Source organism: Thermaerobacillus caldiproteolyticus, assembly GCF_013761245.1.
Classification (GTDB): Bacteria; Bacillota; Bacilli; order Bacillales; family Anoxybacillaceae; genus Thermaerobacillus; species Thermaerobacillus caldiproteolyticus.
On sequence record NZ_JACDUT010000013.1, the window covers coordinates 44,526 to 62,959 of the forward strand.

An 18,434-nucleotide genomic window follows, 5' to 3' on the forward strand; every position below is an offset into this window, starting at 1 on the left:
GAGAACGGAAATCGTCTCTGGTTTCAAAACGTTACGATTGTTTACGGGTTTGACGCTCAAGAATAATTAAATCGAGCGTTTGCTGTGTTTCCCCATTCACTTGCGAATGGGAATGTTTTGGATTTGCCCATGGTTGCTGAAAAGGATTAGAGTATAGATTATCGTAAAATTTTTTACGAAAATGGTGACCCATAACGTGACACCTCTCAATCGAGATAAGTTTGAGCGTTAAAATTGATCGGCCCGCTTACCGGAAGCATGCATTCGCTCTTGTGGATGGGTATTGATCGTGCCGTTTGCTCGTTTCGAAGCATATTCTGCTTTGGCGCGCGGCTCGCCTTCTAACTTATTATTGTTTTGGTTGGGAAAGCTGTGTTCTTTATTCCGCATCGTTGCATTCCCTCCTTCGCATTCACTCGTGTTGATGACCAACACGTATTTTTATTATGGAACGTTTCTTTCGTCTTATGTGTTCAAATATTGGTACGTGAGGTGAAAAACAATGACAACCATGAACGATTACTTTGAACGGTTAACGAACTATTTATTGGAAAAAAATGATTCGCTTGCTTATGCACAAGCACGGACGTGGGTCGAATTGTTATGGGAAGATTTTGAAACGACCTATGCTCGCGCTGGATATTCATATAAAGGAAAAGAACTAACAGAAAGAGTGGTGCGTCAATGGATCGACCAATATGGCGCACGATTACATGAGTTTCAAACGACGAATCCGAAATACAAACATTTGCTTAACCAAGACGATTATTTGAAACATTAAAAGAGCGGCTGGTCAATGCCAATCGCTCCTTCGTTTGTGATATGGGGTTACGTGTCGTGTATGGAAGAACAAGTTAGTTTGGAATCAGCTCGAGTTTTTTGCGCAACTTTCCTTCGCTAAAAATCCATCCTGTATATGAGCTGACAATATTGAGATCGCGGTCTAACTGAACAACAGCAATAAACGGATAGTAGCCTTTACTTCGATAACGTAAATCGGTAAATCGCACTTCGTAATGGTCGCTATATTCATGTACTTCCCAGCGGTAGACAGGTGAGAACGATAAAAAGGCCGATAAATTTTCGTCTTTTTTTGCTGCTTCAATGACTGGATTGTTCGGAATTGGACATTTTTCAAATTTATCTAATAGATGAATACGACCGTTTTTCGCACGCCCGACATAAAAATAATCTTTTGCTGTAATTGCTAAATGCCATTCACGAAAGCGAAATGTTGGTACTGTAATGATATGTTCGACTTCAGGGATTTTTTTGTGAATGGCTTGCTTAATATATGCTTGTTGACGAAATCGAACAACATAATATCCTGCGAGCACGATGTAAATCGTTAAAAATGTATAGCCGGGATGAGCGCCAAGAAACATGGTTCCGATTCCAACGAGATGAAGGGAAAAAATAATCGGATCAAACGTATTAATCATGCCAAAGGCGATCCACTTTTTTGTAAATGGACGTAACGCTTGCGTACCGTAAGCATTAAAAAGATCGACGAACACGTGAAAGGCAACGGCGATGAATGTCCATAGCCATAGCCGAAACATGCTGACTTCTGGATAAAAATAAAAAATGATTCCGGTAATCAAAAGAGACCATAACCATACAGCAGGAATGGAGTGAGTAATTCCACGATGGTTTTGAATATATGTTGCGTTGTTTTTTAGTTTTAGGATCGTATCTAAATCAGGTGCTTGTGAACCAGCTAAAGTGCCGATTAAGATCGCCTGCGCTAACATGGGATCGTGAGCGATAACAGGGTCTAATGTGGCGATACTGCCTAATGCGACTCCCATGACGATATGTGTTCCTGTATCCAATGACAAAAGACCTCCTTGTAATGGTTCTAGTTCATAGTATATCCATGTCTTTTTTCAACGATTGGACAATTGTAATGAAATCGTGGAATTTTTTATGGAATAGTACGTACGTAGGTGGTGAAAGGCTATCTCTTATGTATAAGGATATTTTCACTATTTGGTAGATGATTTGTTTTATCATGTATATCAAAGTGCAAAAAAGTAAAAGCCTCTCTAATGATGGCAGTGATAGTTGATACCATTGTATCGTCAGTCTACCATAGAGCGTATTGATTGACCAGGATCTGCGTGTGAACGATGTGGGAGAAGTTTTCGTGGAAGCTTTTTATGTTATAGACACCTTTCTTGTAGGAGTCATCATCTCTCACAAGAAAGGTGTCTTTGATTTTATTGTTGGAGAGGCATGTGGTTCCTGATTGGATTTATGACATTAGCTCCATCTTACATTCGACTATATGAAGTTTATACATTTTTATTCCCATTTTGGTGTATGCTACTGTTAAGCAAACTTCAGGGATTACACTTCTTTTAGGCCTTTTCCTATTCCTTTAAGCAGTGAGATGATAAATCGAATAGCTCGATTCACGTCGGGGTCGCGTAAAATACTAAGAAGTTCGAACAAAGTGATTTTTTTGCCGTTCGTTTGCAACTGTTCATATGCTTCTGTTATTCCTAAAGCCGTACTTTGCAAAAATTTCGTTGTTATGCCGGGATCGATTTTTGTTAATACACCAGATAATTCCATGAGATTGTTAACGAGCGTTGTGACTGGTTTTCGATTTGCTTGTTCAATAAGGATTTTCGCAATGTCCTCTTTTGCTTTCAACATGGCATAAATAGCTTCTAGAATTCCGCTTTCATGCAATTCTTGGAGAATGTTGAGTATCTCGCTGACAGCAGGTTCTTTTTCCGATAGAAGAGCTTTAAGCTCCTCTATCGTCTTTTTCCGCTTTTCTTTTTCTGTCATTTCTTGTTTACGAATGGTTGTAATCGGTTTGGCCATGTCATTGCACCTCCTGTACATCGTCTGTCAAATGAACATAGCCTGGACGCTTCCATTTTCGCTGAACTTCAACGCCTTTTCGCGGATTTCGCTTTTTAAAGCGCGGATTAGTGCGAGGAAGCGGTGTTGGTCCATCTACTTCTAACACATGCATGCGAACTTTTGCTTGTTTATAGGCCGGTGTATTTGTACGGTGATCCGTAGCTGGGCCTGTTAATAAATTAATTGCGCTTTCGTTTGTCGTTGAGTGCATTGGAAGATAGAGTTCGTTGTCTTTTACGCGATCAGTGACTAATACCCGTACTCTAATGCTTCCAAACGGGGATTCCAAACGGACGAGAGAGCCGTCTTTGATCCCTCTTTCTTTGGCGAGTTTCGGTGATACTTCCACGAAGACATCTGGAAGCTTGGATTGAATACCGGAAGATTTATTCGTTAGATTTCCTTCATGGAAATGTTCAAGTAAGCGTCCATTGTTGATATGAAGATCATACTCATCTGGGAATTCAGCTGGTTTTACCCAATCAGCTAACGCGAATCGCGCTTTCCCATCTGGGAAGTTGAAACGTTCTTTATAGAGAAGCGGTGTATGGGAGCCATCGAAGCTTCCCCAGCACAAACTGTTCCATCCCTCCAAGTTCTCATAATGAGCTTGAGAATAGAGAGGAGCTAGTCTGGCAATTTCATCCATAATTTCTTTTGGACTTGCATAGTTCCAGTCCGCCCCCATTCGTTTAGCAATTTCTTGGATAATCCACCAATCTGGCTTCGAGTCTCCTAATGGCTCAAGGGCTTGATAAAAACGTTGGATACGACGTTCTGTGTTTGTGAATGTTCCTTCCTTCTCTAAACTTGGTGCTGCAGGTAAAACGACGTCAGCAAATTGGGCTGTTCTTGATAAGAAAATATCTTGTACGACTAAGAAATCTAATTGAGAAAGCAGTTTCTGAACATGGTTGGCATTTGAATCGACTAGTGCCATATCTTCCCCGATGATGTACATTCCTTTTAGTTTTCCTTGTTCAATGGCTTCAAGCATTTGGATGTTATCTAGACCTGGTTTGCCATCAATTTTTACACCGTATGCTTTTTCAAATTTTGCACGTGCAATGTCATCAGTGATATGCTGATATCCTGGGAGCCATGCCGGCAATGATCCCATATCGCAGGCGCCTTGTACATTATTATGTCCGCGAAGAGGGAATGCTCCTGCCCCCGGACGCCCGTAGTTTCCTGTGGCTAATAAAAGATTGGAAATTGCGGCGGATGTATCGCTGCCACCAGTATTTTGGGTTACTCCCATTCCCCAAAGTATGCATGTTCCATCTGCTTCATGGATCATCGTTGCAACGCGAATTAAATCTTCTTTAGCAATGCCTGTCATTTCTTCGGCATATTCTAACGTATATTTCTCCAATACTTGTTTAAATTCATCAAAGAAATGAACACGTTCACGGATGAATGCCTCATCATGCCAGCCTTGATCAATAATATATTTCGTCACGGCCATTAACCATACTTGGTCGGTACCTTGTTTTGGACTAATAAATAAGTCAGCTCGCTCAGCCATTTCATGTCTGCGAAGATCAGCGACAATTAATTTTTGACCATGTAGCTTATGAGCTCGTTTTACGCGAGTCGCCAAAACAGGGTGACCTTCACTCGGGTTTGCCCCGATAATGATGACAAGACCAGCGGATGCGATATCTTGAATTGTTCCTGAATCTCCGCCCATTCCTACTGTACGGAACAATCCATCCGTAGCGGGAGACTGACAATAGCGAGAACAGTTATCAACATTATTGGTTTCAAATACTTGACGAGCCAATTTTTGCATAAGGTAGTTTTCCTCATTGGTAATTTTTGAGGAAGAGATAAAACCAAGTGCGTCACCGCCGTACGTCTGTTTAATTTCACTCAATTTTCGTACGACAAGAGAGAGAGCTTCTTCCCATGTGGATTCTACAAATACATCACCTTGGCGAATTAACGGTTTGGTAATTCGTTCTTCACTATTTACAAAGTCCCAACCAAATTTCCCTTTTACGCAAGTAGAAATTGCATTGACTGGCGCTTCAGAAGTTGGTTGGATTTTTAAAATTTTACGACCTTTTGTCCATACTTCAAAAGAACAGCCGACTCCACAGAATGTACAGACCGTTTTTGTCTTTTTGATACGGGTTTCCCGCATCGCTGCTTCAATTTCAGAAATGGCGAAAATGCCGCTATAACCTGGTTCCACTTCTTTTACGAAATCAATCATTGGGTTTAACAGATCTTTGTCCAATCCTGTCATAAATCCGGCTTCGCCTAACATCGATTTTTCCATTAATGCATTACAAGGACATACAGTGACACATTGTCCACAGCTTACACAAGAGGATTCATTAATCGGTACCCCGTCATCCCAGATGACCCGTGGGCGTTCGGCTTCCCAATCGATTGATAACGTTTCGTTTACTTGTAAATTTTGGCATACTTCTACACATTGGCCGCAGGCGATGCATTGATTTGGATCATAACGATAAAAAGGATGGGACATATCTACTTCAGACGGGTCTACCTTTGGCCGATATGGGTATTTTTGATGCTCAATCCCCATTAGCTCGGCGGTGTTATGCAATTTACAGTTTCCGTTATTGTTATCACAGACCGTACAATAAAGTAAATGGTTTTCAAGAATTCGATCCATCGCTTCCTTTTGTGCTGCCTTTGCTCGCTCAGATGATGATTGAATATTCATGCCATCTAGAGCAACAGTGGCACAGGCGCGTACTAATTTTCCATCTGCCTCAACAATACATGTGTCGCATGTTTGGATGGGATCAACTTCAGGAACATAACAGATTTGCGGATGTGGAATATGGTTAGCGTTCATCGCTTGCAAAATGGTCGTCCCAGCTTTCACTTTGTAATCGGTTCCATTAATCGTAATCGTAATTAATTGATCATCCACCAAGAAAACCCCCTTTAGAAAATAAAAAACTCCACCATGAAACAATCTGGTCATAGTACATTCGACAGATTGATCATGGTGGAGTAGCTCTTTAGCATGAATATAACTAAATCGCCAATCCGCCAATTGGTAATGAGGTAGAAACATAACAAGTTTCCTTATTATGTTTCCACTATTGTCATGTCTATTATATTACTATACTCTTTGTAACACAACCTATGTGTTTGAAAGGAAAAAAGATTTCATCAAAGCTTGAATTGTATTTGTTTGTTCGCGAAGAATTGGATTCAGTTGAATAATGTTCATGTCGTCTATACTTTTGGCTACATTGAGGTAGATAAAATCAAAGGCTGTTTTGGTGTACTTAATGGCATCCTGAAATGTTTCGATTTGTTACGGATTGTCTGTGAGCATTCATTTGATTCCCTTTTTGTGACTTCTAGGATTATAATTTTACACAAAGGAAAGGGGGGGTTCTACATGTCAAAGAAAGAAGCGGCTTTCAATGATATCATCCGAAAGGTTCGCAAACAGCTGTTTGGAAAGGGGCCAGAACGAATTAAAACGCATTTTATTGAGAATATAGCCGTAACAATATTGCACGGAAATTTAACGCCAACGGAAAAATTTATTGCGCAATCACGAGAAGGAAAGGAAATGGTTCATACTGCTCGGACGAGCATGATTCAGGAAGTGTATGCAAGGAAGGTGCCGGATGGATTGGAAGATTTAGTAGGTTCGAAGCTACTTTACTTATTTTCAGATATTAACGTAGAAGAAGATATTGCTGTTTCTGTATTTATATTTGAAGATAAAATTGCAGAGCAATAGAAAAGCAGAAACAAACAGAGGAGCGAATCCAATTTTGACGTTTGGCTATCTTTCTCGAAAATATAAAATACAAAATCCGAAATAATGTGTCATTCCTTTGCTCATATCAACCATTCAAGTAAAATTTCATATTGTTAAATAATGCGTTTTCATGTTAGAATAAACATGAAAAGTTTGGCTTGGTAATAGAATGGGATTCTGTTATCAGTTAAGCTTTTCCCGATACACAACTGAAGCCGTTGGTTTTATCACAGCGTTCCTGTGTTGAAACTACCGCCACTTCTCTAAATATACCAAATAGTAGAACTATTTTGTATTTAGAGAATGTGGCGGTTTTGTTTTTTATATAAAAGGTTTTTATCTTCATGCTTTTAATTATTTTTAATAAAGATCCGAATATAATGGTGACAAATGTTTTTGAACGGAAAAAAGAGGTGATAGTATGGGCAAGTCAGTGACCCATTCGCAAAAAATTATCAAATATAAGGATAGTGTATTCCAAAAATTAGATGACGAAGTGGCTGTAGAATATCCACTTACTATCGTGGTGGATGGAGAAGAGTTTGCTACCATGGTGTGTACACCGACTCACCTTGATGAGATGGTTATTGGTTTTTTGGCATCCGAGGGGCTCATTCGTGTTTCTGATGAAATAAAGTCGCTAACGATTGATGAATCGCGTGGTTTTGCTTACGTAGAATTAGCAACGAAACGGTCGATTAGCAAAGATTTTTACTCTAAACGCTTTATTGGTTCTTGCTGCGGAAAAAGTAGACAATTTTATTTTTATAATGATATGAGGACAGCCAAAACTGTAACGAACCAGACTCGTGTTACGGTTGATCAATGCTTTCATTTAATGAAACGATTACAGGAAAGCTCGTCCGATTTTCAAGCGACTGGAGGCATTCACAATGCAGCCTTATGTACGCCGAGTGAACTCGTCGTGATGCGTTCTGATATTGGTAGACATAACACGCTAGATAAAATTTATGGATATTGTTTACAACATCGACTTTCGTTGGCAGACAAGGTAATAGCCTTTAGTGGCCGAGTTTCATCAGAAGTTTTATTGAAAGTATCTAAAATTGGAATTGGTATTATTTTATCTAAATCTGCGCCGACGACATTAGCTCTAGAATTAGCAAGGGATTTAGGAATTGCGGTCGTGGGGTTTATTCGCGATAGTACGCTAAATGTATATACTCATTCTGAAAAAATCATAGATGTCGATGGGGAATGTTTCCCTGAATAGTTTCAATACCATTCTTTGTTAGAAAAAGGAGGAAGGGGTTATTGGCATATCGTACACCATCTCAAATTGCTCAACTAACGATCGAGATAGGAACACGTAAAGCGAAGCAGCCTCTTTTGACCCAGTTAATTCTAGGATTTTTGGCTGGTGCGTTTATTGCATTAGGGTTTCTCTTGGATATTCGCGTTATCGGGAATGTCCCGAAAGACTGGGGAAGTTTTGCGAACTTTTTAGGTGCTGTTGTTTTCCCGTTAGGCCTGATCCTTGTCGTCATTGCCGGGGGAGAACTGTTAACGGGGAACATGATGTCGATGACTTTTGCTATGTTAGCGAAAAAAATTACGATTAGAGATGTCATCAAGGGATGGTTCTGGGTAACGATCGGTAATTTTGTTGGGGCCGTGTTTGTTGCTTATGTCTTTGGACATGTCGTTGGATTAACCTCTGAAGGCCCTTTTTTAGCGAAGACGCTAGCCATTGCTGATGCGAAGCTAAAAGATACATTTATCCAAGCTTTTTTCTCTGCAATCGGCTGTAACTGGCTAGTGGCGTTAGCTGTATGGCTTGCATACGGAGCAGAAGATATCGGTGGAAAGATTCTTGCGATTTGGTTTCCGATTATGGCGTTCGTAGCGATCGGATTCCAGCACGTCGTTGCGAATATGTTTGTAATCCCAGCTGCGATATTTGCTGGGCATGCTACTTGGACAGATTGGTTTCGCAATTTTGTTCCTGTCTTTTTAGGAAACGCCGTTGGTGGAGGGGGATTCGTTGCTCTGCTCTATTGGTTAGCTTATATGAAAGAATTGAGATATGAGACGATGATAAGAGTTCTAAAAAAAGAGGCGAAATGACAGTAAAGACATCTTTTCCTGTAATGGATGTTTGTCCTGTGGGATAAGATGTCTTTTTTGTATAGGCTTAGCCTCTTAGTTACAGCTTGTGATGGATGGTTTGCTTCATTTATGATAGTTGGTCTTTTCCTTTTATATTGACTATTTTCGATTATCCAAATTTGGAAGTTAAGTACCGTCAAGCACAGTTATGATGCTGGGACTAAGCTTAATAAAATAGGAATATTTTGGTTATAATTTTTAAATTAACTAGATTGCGTATACTTATTTTTCAATCTACATGGATAGGAGAAAGTGATATAATCAACATGTGTCGTTAGTTTACCATCTTGGAGGAAGCAACGTGAACGAAAAAGTAAAACGATTTGTTGAAGGGTTTTTAATTGACACATTTCAGCGTGATTTAATTAGCTGGTTTGAAAAAGAACAGCGCGATTTGCCTTGGCGAAAAGATACAGATCCTTATAAAATATGGGTTTCAGAAGTGATGTTACAACAGACAAGAGTCGAAACGGTTATTCCATACTTTCATCATTTTATGGAACAGTTTCCGACTTTAGAAGCGTTAGCGGATGCCGATGAGGAAAAAGTGCTAAAAGCGTGGGAAGGACTTGGGTATTATTCACGCATACGAAACTTGCATGCCGCTGTTAAAGAAGTGAAAGAACGATATGGCGGAAAAGTGCCGAATCGAGTCGAAGAGTTTTCTAAGCTAAAAGGTGTCGGGCCTTATACGACTGGAGCCGTATTAAGCATTGCATACGGCATTCCTGAACCGGCTGTCGATGGCAACGTCATGCGCGTGCTGTCGCGTATTTTTCTTGTATGGGACGATATTACGAAAGCGGGAACAAGAAAACTGTTTGAAGGGATTGTCAGAGAAATTATTGATGAAGAAAATCCTTCTTATTTTAACCAAGCGCTAATGGAACTTGGGGCATTAATTTGTATTCCGCGAAATCCAGCCTGTTTGCTTTGTCCGGTGCAAGCGCATTGCCGAGCGTTTCATGAAGGAGTGCAGGGGGAACTACCGGTCAAAACGAAAAAAACGAACGTCAGAGAAATGCCGATTGTGGCTGCGGTTGTCCAGAATGAGTGTGGCAAGGTGCTGATCCATAAGCGTGACAGTGAAGGGTTGCTTGCAAATTTATGGGAGTTTCCGAACTGTGAAGTAGTCCATTCACGAGAAAATCCGAAAACGCAACTGGAAATATTTTTGAAAGAGGAATACGGAGTAACGGTCCAGCTTGAGCAGCCGTTCGCGGCTTTAGAGCATGTGTTTTCGCATTTAATTTGGAATATTGTTGTCTACTATGGTAAAATCGTTAGCGACATTGTGGAAACAGAGCGTCTCAAACTTGTTGATGAGCATGAAATTAGTGAGTATGCATTTCCTGTTTCTCATCAACGCATTTGGCACGAGTACAAGGAGAAAGGAACAGGTGGATAGTCTCCACCTGTTTTTAGTCATACGATAGCTGTGTGCCTTGCGTATAGGTGGCTTCGTTTCGTTTCAAACCGCCGCGCGCTTCAATTTCTTCAATAATTTCGCGGTGAATCGTTTGTCCTTCTGCATTTAAATATGGAGCGATTTGTTGAAACGAATGATGAAAAAAAGCAAGTTCACTATCTTTCCATTCCGATTTTGAAATCATGGAAAGCTCTGTCATATCACGACCAACGTACATGGCTGTACCTCCTTTTTTCATAGTTTAAAAAACAGCCTATGTATTTATACATAAAAAAGTAAAGGGGAAAAATCGATGAGTGAAAAAGTAGCTGTTGTGACCGGAAGCAGTCGCGGAATCGGAAAAGCGATTGCTCTTCGCCTTGCTGAAGAAGGATATCATATTGTCGTGAACTATGCGAGAAGTAAGGAAGCGGCATTACAAACAGCACAAGAAATTGAAGCATTAGGGAGAAAAGCGCTTGTGGTGAAAGCGAACGTAGGAAAAGTGGAAAAGATTAAAGAAATGTTTGCGCAAGTGGATGAAGCGTTCGGCCGCGTAGATGTGCTCATTAACAACGCTGCTTCTGGTGTATTGCGTCCAGCGATGGAACTTGAAGAATCACATTGGGATTGGACGATGGATATTAACAGTAAGGCATTATTGTTTTGTGCTCAGGAAGCTGCGAAACGAATGGAAAAAGTCGGAGGCGGGAAAATTGTTAGCATTAGTTCACTTGGTTCCATTCGTTATTTAGAAAATTACACAGCAGTAGGTGTCTCAAAAGCGGCAGTGGAATCATTGACGCGCTATCTAGCTGTTGAATTAGCGTCGAAAAATATTTCCGTTAATGCCGTTTCTGGCGGTGCGGTTGATACAGATGCATTAAAACATTTTCCGAACCGCGAAGAGCTGCTAGCAGATGCAGTGGCAAAGACACCAGCGGGACGAATGGTAGAACCAAAAGATATTGTAAATACCGTCATGTTTTTACTGTCGGAGCAAGCCGATATGATTTGCGGTCAAACGATTATTGTTGATGGTGGAAGATCTTTACTTTTGTAATTTTTATGGATAGAAACGTCACCTTCTGGACACATTAAGTCACGTGGAGGTGATAACGATGGCAAAACAACCGAACAAAACAGCAGCAGGCACTAATGTTCAAGAAGTAAGACAACAAAATGCTCAATCTGCACAAGCTGGCGCAGCAGGTCAATACGGTACAGAATTTGCGTCAGAAACAAGTGCACAACAAGTAAAACAACAAAACGCTCAAGCGGAAGCTCGCAAAGCGCAAAATTCAAGCAAATAACAACATTAGACAGGCGCTCTTTTTTCGGGAAGGGCGCCTGTTTGCTTCTCGACAAAAGTTACCACAACTTTACATATATAGTCAAAGGAGATCCCTCTCTTTTTCCCGAATGTAATGAGTATAGGATGCGGAAAGGGGAGAGGAACGTGGAGCCTTTTGACCGTTTAGTAAGTGAACAGTTAAAAACGATGGATCAGCTATTGTTTTTACAATCGGAAATCGAGCGTTGCCAAGCGCTTGAAGAAGAGTTAATCGAACTGCAGAACGAAGCGAAATTGCAGTCGATTCAAGAAGAAATTCAACAAATGAAGCAACAGTTAAAGGAAATTCAAAGAGTGTTTGAAAAGCAGACGGAAGAGGTTATTCAATCATATCAAAGACAGTATCGCCGCGTTTGCGAGCCATCTCCACATCTTTGATGGCTCTTTTGTTTTCATTTCCAAACCGAACCGTTATAATAAAAAAAGAAGTGCCCAGATGAAAGTAGGGAGAAAAGATGGCAGGCTATCCTGTTGAAGGAGAAATCATTCAAATCCATAGTTATAAGCATAACGGTTTGATCCATCGGGTATGGGAAGAGACAATGGTGTTAAAAGGGACTCCCACTTATATTATCGCTGCAAATGACCGAACCATTGTGACGGAGGCAGATGGACGGACATGGGTTACAAGAGAACCAGCCATTTGCTTTTTTCATGCAAGGCATTGGTTTAATATTATTGGAATGATTCGTGAAGACGGAATATATTACTACTGTAATCTTAGTTCGCCGTTTGTGTGGGACGACGAAGCATTAAAATACATTGATTATGATTTAGATGTGAAAGTCTTCCCTGATATGACGTATGTTCTTCTTGATGAAGATGAATACGAACGGCATCGCCGCGAAATGAACTACCCAAACGTGATTGACCGCATTTTAAAAAACAACGTGCGAAAGCTCATAAGCTGGATTCATGAAAGAAAAGGTCCGTTTGCTCCGGATTTTATTGATATGTGGTATGAAAAATTTCTTTCTTACCGAAAGTAAATAGGCATGGAAGCAAAAAGCCTGTTCGTTGTTGCAAACAGGTTTTTCTGCTTTTAAGGGGGACTTGTCCGTGAACAATATTCGGCGCTATATGCAATTTGTTCGCCCTTATAAATGGCATATCATTGCTACAATGGTGATCGGGATTATTAAATTCGCTATTCCGCTTCTTATTCCGATGTTGCTTAAATATGTCGTGGATGATATTATTGGAAGCCAGCAGTTAAGCATGTCCGCAAAAACATCGCGACTTTGGTGGGCATTAATTGTCATGTTGTTCATTTTTGTTGTCATTCGTCCGATTGTGGAATATTACCGCCAGTATTTTGCACAATGGACCGGAAGTAAAGTGCTGTATGACATCCGCAATCGTTTATTTACACATATGCAAAAGTTAAGCTTTACATACTATGCCAATCATCGTACGGGAGAAGTCATTTCGCGCGTCATTAATGATGTAGAGCAGACAAAGGATTTTATTATTACAGGGCTTATGAATCTTTGGCTTGACATGGCGACAATTGTGATCGCTCTTTTCATTATGGTGCGGATGGACGTGAAATTGACGCTTATTTCGGTAAGCACTCTACCGATTTATGCTTTTTCCGTGAAATACTTTTTTGGTCGGTTACGAAGGTTAACAAGAACGCGTTCTCAGGCGTTAGCTGAATTGCAAGCGTATTTACATGAGCGCGTACAAGGAATGCCTGTTATCAAAAGCTTTGCGATTGAAGATGAGGAGCAGAAGCGATTTCATCAACAAAACAACAATTTTTTAACAAAAGCACTTATGCATACGAGCTGGAACGCTAAAGCGTTTGCAGTTGTGAATACGGTGACTGATATTGCCCCAATCATTGTTATTGGTTATGCCGGGTATGAAGTGTTGCTTGGGAATTTAACGATTGGTACGTTGGTCGCTTTCGTTGGGTACATTGACCGACTTTATACCCCATTGCGCCGTCTCGTCAATTCTTCCACAACGTTAACACAGTCGTTCGCTTCGATGGACCGGATGTTTGAGTTTTTAGACGAAACGTATGATATTACAGATTCCCCTGATGCTATCCGTTGTGAGAAAGTGAAAGGCAACGTGGTGTTTGAGCATGTGTCGTTTGCGTATGACAAGGATGAACCGCCAGTGCTCCGAGACATTTCGTTTTCGGTCAAAGCGGGGGAGACGATCGCTCTTGTCGGCATGAGCGGTGGGGGAAAGTCGACATTAGTCAGTTTAATTCCGCGATTTTATGATGTTACGAGCGGCCGGATTTTATTAGATGGAGTTGATATTCGCAATTTCAACGTCCGGAGTTTGCGGGATAAAATTGGCATAGTATTTCAAGACAGCTTTTTATTTAGCGATTCTGTAAAGGAAAATATTTTGTTTGGAAAACCGGGAGCTACGGATGAAGAAGTCATTGCAGCAGCGAAAGCGGCGAACGCTCATGACTTTATTATGAATTTGCCAAACGGTTACAACACGAAAGTAGGCGAGCGCGGGGTGAAATTATCCGGGGGACAGAAGCAGCGCATTGCAATTGCGCGCGTGTTTTTAAAAAATCCACCGTTACTCATTTTTGACGAGGCAACATCTGCTCTTGATTTAGAAAGTGAGCATTACATTCAAGAGGCAATGGAAAGACTGGCGAAAAATCGCACAACCTTTATCATTGCCCATCGCTTGTCGACCATCACCCATGCCGATCGCATTTTCCTCATTGAAGACGGAAAAATCGTTGAAAGCGGTACGCACGAGGAACTCATGAATCAAAAAGGACAGTATTATAATTTATTTACTATTCAACAATTGAATCATGAGCAATAAAAATAGAGGGAGCAAAAATACTTATATTATTAGGAAAAAGAAAGTATATATGGAAAAAGCGACTTTATCCATGATAAAGCCGCTTTTTTTCATATGTTTGTCATTTGTGGTTGGTTTATTCTGATAATTTGATTTTTTTTAAATATTATATATTGTATTATCCTACTATACATGGCATAATTTTAATTAAAATGACAGAATAATACTAAAATTCTTTTCTGGCATATGAAATAGGGGGGATACGATGAGTGGGGACCCGGTGTTAGAAGTAAAAGGATTAAAAACATCCTTTTTTACAGATGACGGGGAAATTCCGGCGGTCGATGATATTAGTTTTTACATAAACGAAGGAGAAATTTTAGGAGTCGTTGGAGAATCGGGATGCGGAAAAAGTGTCACCTCCTTATCGATTATGGGACTACTGCCGAAAGGAATCGGAAAGATTGTCAGCGGTGACATTTTATTCAAAGGAGAAAACATCGTTCACGTGACCGAAAAGCGAATGAAAGAAATTCGCGGTAACGAAATCGCGATGATTTTCCAAGAACCGATGACGTCGTTAAATCCGCTATTTACGATTGGCAACCAACTCGTCGAGGCGATCCGGATACATACCGATATGAACAAAAAACAGGCTCGCGTACGGGCGGTAGAAATGTTAAAGCTTGTCGGTCTTCCGCGTGCGGAGGAAATCATGGAGGAATATCCTCACCAACTGTCCGGTGGGATGAGACAAAGGGTAATGATCGCAATGGCGATGGTATGCAATCCTTCGCTATTGATTGCCGATGAGCCGACGACAGCGTTAGATGTTACTATTCAGGCACAAATTTTGGCATTAATGAAAGAATTAAATCGACAATTTGGCACAGCGATTATGATGATTACGCACGATTTAGGAGTTGTTGCCGAAGTATGTCAGCGCGTGATTGTCATGTATTCGGGAAACATTGTCGAAGAAGGGGATGTGCGTACAATTTTCAAACATCCGAAGCATCCATACACAGTGGGATTGATTCAGTCTGTACCTGATATTCGAGGGAAAAAAGAGCGTCTTTACTCGATTCCGGGAAGTGTGCCAAAGCCCGGTTCGATTCAGCAAGGTTGCCGTTTTGCTGCGCGATGTGAACACGCATTTGAGCGATGTTTTCGTGAAACTCCGTCGCTATACGAAACAGGGAAAAACGGGCATCGAGTTCGTTGCTTTTTGCAGCTGAGAGAGGAGGAACAAAACCGTGGGCGAACCGCTGTTACAAGTGAACGGACTTAAAAAATATTTTCCGATTACAGGGGGAGTGTTTAGTAAAGAAATTGGTGAAGTCAAAGCGGTCGATGATGTGTCCTTCACGGTATACAAAGGAGAAACGCTAGGAATTGTCGGTGAAAGCGGCTGCGGTAAATCGACGACGGGACGCATGATTCTCCGTTTGCTCGAGCCGACAGAAGGATCCATCATATTTGAAGGACAAGAGATCACCCGTTTATCGAAATCGGCATTACGAAAAATGCGGCGTGACATGCAAATGATTTTTCAAGATCCTTTTGCTTCGTTAAATCCGCGTCATACGGTAGAAAAAATTTTAGAAGAGCCGCTTATCGTACACGGTATTGGCTCTAAACAAGAGAGAAAAAAGCGCGTTCAAGAAATGCTAGAAGTGGTAGGGCTCGGCCGTTATCATGCGAAGCGGTATCCCCATCAGTTTAGCGGCGGACAACGTCAACGCATCGGCATCGCTCGGGCGTTAATGACCCATCCAAAGCTCATTATTGCTGATGAACCTGTGTCAGCGCTAGACGTGTCGATTCAAGCGCAAGTGCTGAATTTATTAGAAGATTTACAGAAAGAATTCGGATTAACGTACATCTTTATTGCGCATGATTTAGGAGTCGTTCGGCATATTAGTGACCGTGTCGGTGTAATGTATTTAGGCAGGCTTGTTGAATTGGCTGATAGCGATACGTTATACCAATCTCCTAAGCACCCATATACCAAGGCGCTGTTATCAGCAGTCCCTATTCCTGACCCAGAGCATCAGCAAGAAAGGCAGCTTTTAGCCGGAGATTTACCGAGTCCGGCCAATCCGCCAAAAGGATGTGCCTTCCATACGCGTTGTAGTGCTTGTATGGACATTTGCAAAACAACTCGCCCAGAGTTTAAAGAAGTAGAACAAGGGCATTACGTTGCTTGCCACCTTTATTAGGAAGTTGGCAAACAACGAATGATATAAATGACGTTAAAAAGGGGGAAATCATTGTGAGGAAAAAATCAATAGCGACATTGCTTGCATTTATGCTCGCATTGTCGATGGTGCTTGTCGGCTGTGGAAAATCGGAAAAGACAAGCAGTGGAAAAGGCGAATCGTCACAAAGTACATTAGTGTATGGTCGCGGCGGTGATTCTGTTGCGCTTGATCCCGCCACAGTAACCGATGGTGAATCGCTAAAAGTGACGAAAAATATTTTTGATACATTGCTAGACTATAACGAGAACGATACAACCGTGCAACCGGCTCTAGCAACAAAATGGACAATTTCTAAAGATGGTTTAACGTATACGTTTGAGCTTCGCAAAGGCGTCAAATTCCATGATGGCACAGATTTTAACGCCCAAGCGGTTGTGTTCAACTTTGAGCGCTGGGCCAACGGAAATGCTGATAAATTCCCTTATTACGGCTCGATGTTTGGCGGCTACAAAAACGATGCAAGCCATGTAATCAAAGAAGTAAAAGCAGTGGATGATTACACGGTGCAATTTGTCTTAAAGCGTCCGCAAGCTCCATTTTTGAAAAATATCGCGATGACGCCGTTTGCGATCGCTAGCCCAACAGCGGTGAAGAAATACGGTGACAAATTTGCGGAACATCCTGTCGGTACGGGTCCATTCGTTTTTAAAGAATGGAAACGCAATGAGCGCATCGTATTAGAGAAAAACAAAGACTACTGGTTAAAAGGCTACCCAAAATTAAATCAATTAATCTTCGTTTCTATTCCTGATAACTCTGCGCGCTTAAATGCGTTGCTAAAAGGCGAAATTGATTTAATGGAAGATTTGAATCCATCTGATTTGAAAAAGTTAGAAGGAAATAAAGATTTCCAAATTTTCAAGCGTCCATCCATGAACGTCGGTTACGTTGGTTTAACGGCAACAAGAGGACCGTTGAAAAACAAATTAGTTCGTCAAGCATTGAACTATGCAGTTGACAAAAAAGCGATCATTGATGCGTTTTACGCAGGACAAGCCGAGCCAGCGAAAAACCCAATGCCGCCAAGTATTCCTGGCTATAACGACGATATTAAAGATTATCCATTTGATTTAGAGAAAGCCAAACAACTTCTTGCTCAAGCAGGATATCCAAATGGATTTGAGATGGAGCTATGGGCAATGCCTGTTCCGCGTCCATATATGCCGGATGGACAAAAAGTAGCGGAAGCCCTTCAAGCGAATTTTGCAAAAATTGGTGTTAAAGCAAAAATCGTTACTTACGAATGGGCAACGTATTTAGATAAAGCGGCAAAAGGAGAAGCAGATGCGTTCTTGCTTGGGTGGACAGGAGATAACGGCGATGCTGATAACTTCTTGTATGCTTTATTAGACAAAGATAGCATTGGCAGCAACAACTTTACGTATTATTCAAATGATGAGCTTCACAATATTTTAGTCGAAGCGCAAACGATCAGCGATGAAAACAAACGGAATGAGCTTTACAAAAAAGCACAAGAAATTATTAAAGAAGATGCACCATGGATCCCGCTCGTACACTCAACACCATTGTTAGCAGGTAAAGCCAATATTAAAGGGTTTAACCCACATCCAACCGGTTCTGATAAATTTACAAAAGTAGAGTTGCAATAAATCTGTGTGGCGGGGAGGAGTGCATCCTCTCCCTTTTTCATAATAAATGGGAAACGAAACCGGTCTAGCGCACGCGTCTAACCGGTTTGCACCTTGACTCAGCATCGATGCAGTAATTGCTTAAATCATAACTGGACAAGTGATGCTTTAAGCAGCTCGGTGTCAAACCGGCTTCTTTTGAGGAAGGCGCTCCTGTGCGGGGAAGAGCATTTATCCATCGAGGGAGTCA

At 41.1% G+C, this 18,434-nt stretch carries 19 protein-coding genes; 13 read left to right on the forward strand and 6 right to left on the reverse strand.

Going from position 1 to position 18,434, the window contains the following annotated elements; all coding sequences use genetic code 11:
- Nucleotides 1-31 precede the first annotated feature (31 nt).
- On the reverse strand, nucleotides 32-193 hold the full coding sequence (locus tag HNR31_RS16070; RefSeq protein WP_181557200.1) for a YpzG family protein: 162 nt from the start codon (nucleotides 191-193) through the stop codon (nucleotides 32-34).
- 35 nt (nucleotides 194-228) lie between these two features.
- Nucleotides 229-390, reverse strand: a complete 162-nt coding sequence (locus HNR31_RS16075; RefSeq protein WP_181557201.1) for a small, acid-soluble spore protein K — start codon at nucleotides 388-390, stop codon at nucleotides 229-231.
- 121 nt (nucleotides 391-511) lie between these two features.
- Between HNR31_RS16075 and HNR31_RS16080 the strand changes: the two genes are divergently transcribed.
- On the forward strand, nucleotides 512-781 hold the full coding sequence (locus HNR31_RS16080) for a YfhJ family protein (protein WP_181557237.1): 270 nt from the start codon (nucleotides 512-514) through the stop codon (nucleotides 779-781).
- Nucleotides 782-854: 73 nt separating this feature from the next.
- Here the strand turns inward: HNR31_RS16080 and HNR31_RS16085 are convergent, their stop codons facing one another.
- From HNR31_RS16085 to fdhF, 3 genes are all read right to left on the reverse strand, one after another.
- Nucleotides 855-1,835 carry a metal-dependent hydrolase gene (locus tag HNR31_RS16085; protein ID WP_181557202.1) on the reverse strand — a complete coding sequence of 327 codons (981 nt, stop codon included), beginning with the start codon at nucleotides 1,833-1,835 and terminating at the stop codon, nucleotides 855-857.
- A gap of 517 nt (nucleotides 1,836-2,352) precedes the next feature.
- Complete coding sequence (locus HNR31_RS16090) at nucleotides 2,353-2,838, reverse strand: helical membrane plugin domain-containing protein (protein ID WP_181557203.1); 486 nt, start codon at nucleotides 2,836-2,838, stop codon at nucleotides 2,353-2,355.
- Between the two features lies 1 nt (nucleotide 2,839).
- Nucleotides 2,840-5,794 carry a formate dehydrogenase subunit alpha gene (gene fdhF / locus HNR31_RS16095; RefSeq protein ID WP_181557204.1) on the reverse strand — a complete coding sequence of 985 codons (2,955 nt, stop codon included), beginning with the start codon at nucleotides 5,792-5,794 and terminating at the stop codon, nucleotides 2,840-2,842.
- A gap of 480 nt (nucleotides 5,795-6,274) precedes the next feature.
- Here fdhF and HNR31_RS16100 point away from each other — a divergent pair, with 480 nt between their 5' ends.
- From HNR31_RS16100 to mutY, 4 genes are all read left to right on the forward strand, one after another.
- Nucleotides 6,275-6,625, forward strand: a complete 351-nt coding sequence (locus tag HNR31_RS16100; RefSeq protein WP_181557205.1) for a Na-translocating system protein MpsC family protein — start codon at nucleotides 6,275-6,277, stop codon at nucleotides 6,623-6,625.
- A gap of 442 nt (nucleotides 6,626-7,067) precedes the next feature.
- Nucleotides 7,068-7,880: a formate dehydrogenase accessory sulfurtransferase FdhD gene (gene fdhD / locus HNR31_RS16105; RefSeq protein ID WP_181557206.1), complete on the forward strand. Its 813-nt coding sequence runs from the start codon at nucleotides 7,068-7,070 to the stop codon at nucleotides 7,878-7,880.
- Between the two features lie 41 nt (nucleotides 7,881-7,921).
- Nucleotides 7,922-8,734 carry a formate/nitrite transporter family protein gene (locus tag HNR31_RS16110; RefSeq protein WP_181557207.1) on the forward strand — a complete coding sequence of 271 codons (813 nt, stop codon included), beginning with the start codon at nucleotides 7,922-7,924 and terminating at the stop codon, nucleotides 8,732-8,734.
- A 343-nt stretch (nucleotides 8,735-9,077) separates the two neighbouring features.
- Nucleotides 9,078-10,184, forward strand: a complete 1,107-nt coding sequence (gene mutY / locus HNR31_RS16115) for an A/G-specific adenine glycosylase (RefSeq protein ID WP_181557208.1) — start codon at nucleotides 9,078-9,080, stop codon at nucleotides 10,182-10,184.
- A 13-nt stretch (nucleotides 10,185-10,197) separates the two neighbouring features.
- On the opposite strand, the gene HNR31_RS16120 is transcribed toward mutY, so the two are convergent.
- A complete protein-coding gene (locus HNR31_RS16120; protein WP_181557209.1) occupies nucleotides 10,198-10,422 on the reverse strand; it encodes a cytosolic protein in 225 nt (74 codons plus the stop codon).
- 75 nt (nucleotides 10,423-10,497) lie between these two features.
- Here HNR31_RS16120 and fabL point away from each other — a divergent pair, with 75 nt between their 5' ends.
- The 8 genes from fabL (at nucleotide 10,498) to HNR31_RS16160 (ending at nucleotide 18,205) form a co-directional block, all read left to right on the forward strand.
- Entirely contained in the window at nucleotides 10,498-11,247 is a 750-nt protein-coding gene (gene fabL, locus HNR31_RS16125; RefSeq protein WP_181557210.1) for an enoyl-[acyl-carrier-protein] reductase FabL, read from the forward strand.
- A 58-nt stretch (nucleotides 11,248-11,305) separates the two neighbouring features.
- Nucleotides 11,306-11,497 (forward strand): gamma-type small acid-soluble spore protein, encoded by a 192-nt coding sequence (locus HNR31_RS16130; RefSeq protein ID WP_181557211.1) that lies wholly within the window; start codon nucleotides 11,306-11,308, stop codon nucleotides 11,495-11,497.
- A 146-nt stretch (nucleotides 11,498-11,643) separates the two neighbouring features.
- The gene (locus tag HNR31_RS16135) at nucleotides 11,644-11,916 is read left to right on the forward strand and encodes a YgaB family protein (RefSeq protein WP_181557212.1); all 273 of its coding nucleotides are present in this window, start codon (nucleotides 11,644-11,646) and stop codon (nucleotides 11,914-11,916) included.
- 77 nt (nucleotides 11,917-11,993) lie between these two features.
- Nucleotides 11,994-12,527 (forward strand): nucleoside tri-diphosphate phosphatase, encoded by a 534-nt coding sequence (gene ntdP, locus HNR31_RS16140; protein ID WP_181557213.1) that lies wholly within the window; start codon nucleotides 11,994-11,996, stop codon nucleotides 12,525-12,527.
- 70 nt (nucleotides 12,528-12,597) lie between these two features.
- Nucleotides 12,598-14,352 carry an ABC transporter ATP-binding protein gene (locus tag HNR31_RS16145; RefSeq protein ID WP_309505738.1) on the forward strand — a complete coding sequence of 585 codons (1,755 nt, stop codon included), beginning with the start codon at nucleotides 12,598-12,600 and terminating at the stop codon, nucleotides 14,350-14,352.
- 244 nt (nucleotides 14,353-14,596) lie between these two features.
- Nucleotides 14,597-15,622 (forward strand): ABC transporter ATP-binding protein, encoded by a 1,026-nt coding sequence (locus HNR31_RS16150; protein WP_181557214.1) that lies wholly within the window; start codon nucleotides 14,597-14,599, stop codon nucleotides 15,620-15,622.
- The gene (locus HNR31_RS16155; RefSeq protein ID WP_181557215.1) at nucleotides 15,588-16,553 is read left to right on the forward strand and encodes an ABC transporter ATP-binding protein; all 966 of its coding nucleotides are present in this window, start codon (nucleotides 15,588-15,590) and stop codon (nucleotides 16,551-16,553) included. The genes HNR31_RS16150 and HNR31_RS16155 overlap by 35 nt, the downstream gene beginning before the upstream one ends.
- A gap of 89 nt (nucleotides 16,554-16,642) precedes the next feature.
- Complete coding sequence (locus HNR31_RS16160; RefSeq protein ID WP_233414559.1) at nucleotides 16,643-18,205, forward strand: ABC transporter substrate-binding protein; 1,563 nt, start codon at nucleotides 16,643-16,645, stop codon at nucleotides 18,203-18,205.
- Nucleotides 18,206-18,434 lie beyond the last annotated feature (229 nt).

What these genes read in the sequence shown, in the direction of transcription:
- HNR31_RS16090 (WP_181557203.1), bottom strand. Translation starts at nt 2,838, where the DNA reads ATGGCCAAACCGATTACAACCATTCGTAAACAAGAAATGACAGAAAAA.
- fdhD (WP_181557206.1), top strand. Translation starts at nt 7,068, where the DNA reads ATGGGCAAGTCAGTGACCCATTCGCAAAAAATTATCAAATATAAGGAT.
- HNR31_RS16075 (WP_181557201.1), bottom strand. Translation starts at nt 390, where the DNA reads ATGCGGAATAAAGAACACAGCTTTCCCAACCAAAACAATAATAAGTTA.
- ntdP (WP_181557213.1), top strand. Translation starts at nt 11,994, where the DNA reads ATGGCAGGCTATCCTGTTGAAGGAGAAATCATTCAAATCCATAGTTAT.
- HNR31_RS16080 (WP_181557237.1), top strand. Translation starts at nt 512, where the DNA reads ATGAACGATTACTTTGAACGGTTAACGAACTATTTATTGGAAAAAAAT.
- HNR31_RS16150 (WP_181557214.1), top strand. Translation starts at nt 14,597, where the DNA reads ATGAGTGGGGACCCGGTGTTAGAAGTAAAAGGATTAAAAACATCCTTT.
- fabL (WP_181557210.1), top strand. Translation starts at nt 10,498, where the DNA reads ATGAGTGAAAAAGTAGCTGTTGTGACCGGAAGCAGTCGCGGAATCGGA.
- HNR31_RS16120 (WP_181557209.1), bottom strand. Translation starts at nt 10,422, where the DNA reads ATGTACGTTGGTCGTGATATGACAGAGCTTTCCATGATTTCAAAATCG.
- HNR31_RS16130 (WP_181557211.1), top strand. Translation starts at nt 11,306, where the DNA reads ATGGCAAAACAACCGAACAAAACAGCAGCAGGCACTAATGTTCAAGAA.
- HNR31_RS16160 (WP_233414559.1), top strand. Translation starts at nt 16,643, where the DNA reads ATGCTCGCATTGTCGATGGTGCTTGTCGGCTGTGGAAAATCGGAAAAG.
- HNR31_RS16070 (WP_181557200.1), bottom strand. Translation starts at nt 193, where the DNA reads ATGGGTCACCATTTTCGTAAAAAATTTTACGATAATCTATACTCTAAT.
- HNR31_RS16100 (WP_181557205.1), top strand. Translation starts at nt 6,275, where the DNA reads ATGTCAAAGAAAGAAGCGGCTTTCAATGATATCATCCGAAAGGTTCGC.